6 protein-coding genes are annotated in these 5,867 nt (G+C 66.4%); all 6 read left to right on the top strand.

Annotated elements, in window-relative coordinates:
* Positions 1-423: 423 nt before the first annotated feature.
* A complete protein-coding gene (locus tag VLA96_00280; protein ID HSE47624.1) occupies positions 424-2,439 on the top strand; it encodes a heme lyase CcmF/NrfE family subunit in 2,016 nt (671 codons plus the stop codon).
* Positions 2,439-2,939: a cytochrome c-type biogenesis protein CcmH gene (locus VLA96_00275; protein HSE47623.1), complete on the top strand. Its 501-nt coding sequence runs from the start codon at positions 2,439-2,441 to the stop codon at positions 2,937-2,939. The genes VLA96_00280 and VLA96_00275 overlap by 1 nt, the downstream gene beginning before the upstream one ends.
* A complete protein-coding gene (locus VLA96_00270; GenBank protein ID HSE47622.1) occupies positions 2,936-3,220 on the top strand; it encodes a hypothetical protein in 285 nt (94 codons plus the stop codon). Before VLA96_00275 ends, VLA96_00270 begins: the two co-directional genes overlap by 4 nt.
* Positions 3,221-3,228: 8 nt before the next feature.
* A complete protein-coding gene (locus VLA96_00265) occupies positions 3,229-4,536 on the top strand; it encodes a hypothetical protein (protein ID HSE47621.1) in 1,308 nt (435 codons plus the stop codon).
* 112 nt (positions 4,537-4,648) lie between these two features.
* The gene (locus tag VLA96_00260) at positions 4,649-5,077 is read left to right on the top strand and encodes a hypothetical protein (GenBank protein ID HSE47620.1); all 429 of its coding nucleotides are present in this window, start codon (positions 4,649-4,651) and stop codon (positions 5,075-5,077) included.
* Between the two features lie 94 nt (positions 5,078-5,171).
* Positions 5,172-5,867 (top strand): M48 family metalloprotease (locus tag VLA96_00255; GenBank protein HSE47619.1); only part of this gene is annotated, 696 nt, incomplete at its 3' end.

Raw genomic sequence — 5,867 nt, 5'->3', positions numbered from 1 at the left:
CTCAGCTTCGGCATCATCCAGTCGAGAATGATCAGGTCCGGGAGGTATTGATGGGCGAGGGAGAGGGCCGCCGCGCCGTCGGCGGCTTGCAGGATGCGGCAGTCGGGCGAGCCGAGGGTCGCCTCGATCAGTTCGCGGATGCCTTCTTCGTCGTCGGCGATGAGGATGTTCTGCATAACGGCTCCGAGAATGAAGACGTCTTGTGCTACGCCAGGATTATCGGAGCGCGCGGGCGGGAGCGAGCCATCGCAACAAAGAAAAACCGAAACACCTGCCCAAAATGACCCCGCCAAGCGAGGCTGCCCTCCAGGCAGATAAAAGATGACCATCGCGGTGTGACGTACGTCACAGCCGGTTCGCAAAGGCAGCCGCTATCGTGGTTTGCGTGGGTCGTAAGTCTTTGAAAGAATAGATGACTCCCTCATGGCGTTCTTCGGTACCTTCGCGCTCCTGATCGCGCTTGCGCTGGCCGGTTACTCCTTTTTTGTGGGGTTGCTGGCGCTGGTCTTCCACCGCCGGCAGTCGGGCGCGCTGAGCGAGACCGCGCGCCGGGCCGGCATCGCCAGCTTCGTCTGCGTGACCGGCGCGGCGTTCGCCCTGGTCTACGCGACCTTCACCAACGATTTCTCCATCGAGTACATCCGGCAGCACTCCAACAAGGCGCTGCCGCTGATCTACAAGTTCTCGGCGCTGTGGTCGGGGCAGGAAGGCTCGCTGCTGTTCTGGGCGTGGCTGCTGGCGGCCTACGGCTTCGTGCTGCGGCTGCGGCACAAGTCGGACCCCAAGCTGTTCGCGTACGCCTCGGTCATCTTGGCGGGCGTCCAGGTCTTCTTCCTGTTGCTGGTGAACGTGGCGGCGCGGCCGTTCGGCCTTGCGGCGCGCGTGGTGGAAGACGGCAACGGCCTGAACCCGCTCCTGCAGTATCCCGAGATGGTGATTCACCCGCCGATGCTGTACCTGGGCTACGTCGGGTTCACGGTGCCGTTCGCGTTCGCGCTGGCGGCGCTGGCGATGAAGTATCCCGGTGAGCGCTGGATCCACATCACGCGCATCTGGACGATGGTGACGTGGTGCTTCCTGACCATCGGCATCTTCCTCGGGTCGCACTGGGCGTACTCGGTGCTGGGTTGGGGCGGCTACTGGGGCTGGGACCCGGTGGAGAACGCTTCCCTGCTGCCGTGGCTCACCGGCACCGCCTTCCTGCACTCGGTGATGATGCAGGAGAAGCGCGGCATGCTGAAGAAGTGGAACATGTGGCTGATCTTCACCACGTTCATGCTGTGCATCCTGGGAACGTGGCTCACGCGTTCGGGTGTGATCAGCTCGGTGCACGCGTTCGCGCAGTCGTCCATCGGATTGTGGTTCATCGTCTTCCTATTCCTGACGTTCGTGGTGTGCAACCTCTTCTTCTTCTGGCGCTGGGACTTCATGAAGACGGAGAACAAGCTGGAGTCGATCGTCTCGCGCGAGTCGAGCTTCGTCTTCAACAACGTGCTGTTCGTGGTGGCGTGCTTCACCGTGCTGTGGGGCACGCTGTTCCCGCTGCTGAGTGAGTGGGTGCAAGGGACCAAGGTGACCGTCGGTCCGCCGTTCTTCAACCGCGTGATGATCCCGGTGGGGCTGCTGCTGCTGGTGCTGACGGGCGTGGGCCCGCTGCTGGCGTGGCGCAAGACCTCGCTGGGCAGCCTGCGGCGCAACTTCACCGTGCCGACGGTCGCGGCGATCGCTCTCGGCCTGGTGATGATCGTGACCGGCTGGGCGCGGCCGTGGATCTCGACCTCCGAGTTCTATGCGTGGACCACCATCGTGCTCTCCGTCCTGGTGGCGGTGACGATCTTCGCCGAGTTCTACCGCGGCGCGCGCGTGATCGCGGGCAAGACGGGCGAGAACATCGTGGGCGCGATCCTGCACCTCACGCGGCGCAACACGCGCCGTTACGGCGGGTATCTCGTGCACTTCGGCGTGGTGCTGATCATGATCGGCTTCGCCGGCACGGCCTTCAACCAGGAGAAGGAGCAGGAGATGGGCTTCGGCGACCGGCTGGAGCTCGGCCGCTACACCCTGGTCGGCAAGAGCTTCACGCAGGACGACACCCCGAACCACGTTTCCGACGCCGCCATCCTGGAGGTCTCGGAGAACGGGAAGTTCGTCGGGATGATGTATCCGGAGAAGCGGCTGTACAAGGCGAACAACGAGCCCGGGACCATCGTCGCGAACCGCTCGACCATCCGCGACGACCTGTACCTGGTCTTCGCGGGCATGAGCGAGACCGGCAAGCCCATCATCAAGGCGTACCTGAACCCGCTGGTGTCGTGGATCTGGGTGGGCGTGATCATCGTGGTGCTGGGCACCATCGTGGCGCTCTTCCCCAACATGCAGGCAGCGACGGCGCAGGAACGGGTCGCGCTGCGCGAGCCGGTCGCGGTGGAGGGAGACTGATGAAAAACCAGACTTCAGTCTTCGGACCTCGGACTTCAGGAAAGCGCCGCTTTGCGCAGCTCGCTCTCGTCGCCGTCCTCGCGCTGGTGTTCCTCGGAGCGGGCGATACGGCGACGCGCTTCAGCGCGCTCGGGCACGGGATGATCTGTGCCTGCGGCTGCAACCAGATCCTGCTGGAGTGCAACCACGTCGGCTGCTCGTACTCCGACCGCATGCGCGGCGAGCTGCAACAGATGCTCGACAAGGGCATGAGCGACGAGGCCATCACGCAGGAGTTCGTCCTGAAGTACGGCAACACCATCCTGGCGGCGCCGACGACCTCGGGCTTCAACCTGGTGGCGTGGGTGGTGCCGTTCCTGGTGCTGGGCACCGCAACCTTCTTCGCGGCGCTGCTGGTGCGGCGCTGGAAGTCGGGCGCGGAGCCGCTGCCGGCGACGGCCGCCGCGGGGGCGCCGCTCGACGAGTATCGCGAACGCGCGCGAAGGGAGACCGAGCTATGATCGCCGCCGCCTGCATCGCGCTGTCGCTGGGCTGCGTGGTCTACGTGTTCTGGCCGCAGCGCAGCTACGTCGCCAAACACCAGAAGACGCGCCTGGAGTACCTGCGCGAGCGTCGCGAGGTGGTGTACGAGAACCTGCGCGACCTGAACTTCGAGAACAAGGCCGGCAAGCTTTCGCCCGAGGACTTCGAGGGGCTGCGCAACTCGCTGGAAGAGGAAGCCGCCGCGCTGCTGGCCGAGATCGACCAACTGGAGCAGGCCGAGATGGCCGCCGCCGAATGAAAACCAGAATGGCACGCCAACGGTTCCTCGCCCTCTTTCTTCTCCTTCTTCTTTCGCCGCTCGCTTTGGCCGCCGACATCACCGGCACCGTCACCAACAAGACGACGGGCAAGCCGGCCGCGGGCGCCGACGTCATCCTACTGAAGCTCGCCGAAGGCATGGACGAGGCCGGCCGCACCAAGACCGACGGCCAGGGCCGCTACAAGATCGCGCTCGACAACGACGCCACGCCGCACCTCATCCGCGTGGTGTTCCAGGACGTGACGTATCACAAGCAGGCGCCTCCGGGCACGACCGCGGCGGACGTGGACGTCTTCAGTTCGGCGCCCAAGGTGCCGGGCGTGCGGACCAGCATGAACATCGTGCGACTGGAGCCGCAGAGCGGGCAGCTCAACATCACGGAACTCTACGTGGTGAAGAACGAGTCGAGCCCGCCGCGCACCCAGATGAGCGACCGCAACTTCGAGATCAAGGTGCCGCCGACGGCGACGATGGATTCGGCGCTGATCTCCACCGGCGCCGGGATGCCGCTGCAAGGCAGCCCCATCCCCGGCAAGAAGCCGGGCGAATACGCCTTCATGTTCCCGCTGCGCCCGGGCGAGACGCGCTTCCAGATCGCCTACCACCTGCCGTACGCGGGCAGCTTCGAGTGGAAGCCCGCGCCCGACGGCGTGCTGGAACATTTCGTCGTCATGGTGCCGAAGGGCGTGGAGCTGGCGCCCGCGGACCCATCGCTTTTTGAGGGCATGCCCGACGACAGCGGCGCGACGGTGCGCGTCGCGACCAACGTGCAGCCGAAGGCGAACATCGCTTTCAAGATCTCGGGGACGGGCACCTTCCCGCCGGATGCGCAGAATCCGCAGTCGCCGGGCCCGGTGGGCGGCGAGGCGAACGCCGAGCAGCCGGGCGGGACGCGCGAAGGCCCGGGCGGCGGCATCGGGAAGCCGATCGACGCGCCCAATCCGCTGCAACAGTACATCTGGTGGATCTTGGGCGGGTTCGTCGTGCTGCTGGCCGCGGGCGCGTGGTTCTTCTACCAGCAGCCGGCCGCTCCGGAAGAAGAAGAGATCGACCCGACCAAGCCGGTGAAGCTCTCCAAGCGGCCCAAGGCGGCGGTCCGCCCGGCCGCCGCGGCCGCACCGGTGGTGCGCGCCGGCTCGAACGGGCGCTCGGCAGCGCTGCTCGACGCGCTCAAGGAAGAGATGTTCGCGCTCGAGAGCGAGCGGCTGGCGGGCAAGCTCTCGCCCGAGGAATACAAGAAGCACAAGGACGCGCTCGACGTCACGCTGCAAAGGGCTCTCAGCCGGCAGAAATAGCGCGCGTGAGCGCGAGAGCGGCTAAGACTCCGTCGGATTCGTGAGCTGCCGCCCGTTTTCCGCCAACACGGCTTTTCCCCTCCGCATCTTTTCTGGGCGGAGGGTTTTTCTTATGGCACTCATGCAGAAGGGCGTGACGATGCTGGCAGAGCGGATGCCGAAGGTCCTCTCGCCGAAGGCGCACGGGATCATCGACTACGCGAGCGCGGGGGCGTTCGTGCTGGCGGGCGCGCTGCTGTGGAAGAAGAACAAGCGGGCGGCGCTGGGCGCGATGGTGTGCGGCGCGCTCCAGGCCGGCAACGTGATGATGACCGACATGCCGGGCGGTCTGACCCCGGTCTACAGCCTGGAGACGCACGGGCGCATCGACGCCGGCTTCGCGGGCCTGGTGGCTGCGCTGCCCAGCGTGATGATGTTCGGCGACGAGCCGGAAGCGATGTTCTTCCGCGGCCAGGGGGTGGCCATCGCGGCCGTCACCGGCATGACCGATCTGTCGGACGGCGTGGCGGAGTACCGGCCGCGCAGCCGGCGCGCGGCGTAGCCACGCGAGACCTGGGAGGCGCCGGCCGCTCGCCGGCGCCTTTCGATTTTTCGCAGCGAACCCTGACCTCCCCGCATCCGTATCCTTACAAGCCATGACCAACGTCTTCAAGACCACGCTGCTGCTGACGGCGCTCACGCTGCTGTTCCTGGGCGTGGGGCGCTACTACGGCGGCGAGCGGGGCATGATCTACGCCTTCGTCTTCGCCGTGGGGATGAACTTCTTCACCTACTTCTTTTCCGACAAGCTGGCGCTGATGATGTACCACGCGCAGCCGGTGACGCGCGAGCAGCTGCCGCGCGTCTACACCATCGTGGAGCGGCTGACGCAGCGCGCCGGCATGCCGATGCCCAAGCTGTTCGTCATCCCCACGGATTCGCCGAACGCGTTTGCCACCGGGCGCAACCCGCAGCACGCCTCGGTGGCGGTGACCGCCGGCATCCTGGAGCTGCTGACCGACGAGGAGCTGGAAGGCGTGCTGGCGCACGAGCTGGGACACGTGCGGAATCGCGACATCCTGATCAGCTCGATCGCGGCGACCATCGCCGGCGCCATCACCATGATCGCGCGCTGGGCGATGTGGTTCGGCGGCGGCGGGCGCGACCGCGACCGCGGCGGCAGCCCGCTGGCCGCGCTGCTCATGCTCATCCTGGCCCCGCTCGCGGCGCTGCTCATCCAGCTCTGGGTCTCGCGCGAGCGCGAGTACGGCGCCGACGAGTCGGGCGCCGGGCTGACCGGCAATCCGTACGCCCTGGCGAGCGCGCTGGAGAAGCTGGAGGCTTATTCGAAG

Source organism: Terriglobales bacterium (assembly GCA_035457425.1).
GTDB lineage: Bacteria > Acidobacteriota > Terriglobia > Terriglobales > Acidobacteriaceae > JACPNR01.
Note: the sequence above shows the minus strand (reverse complement) of the source record. Positions and strands in the feature narration are given on the sequence as shown.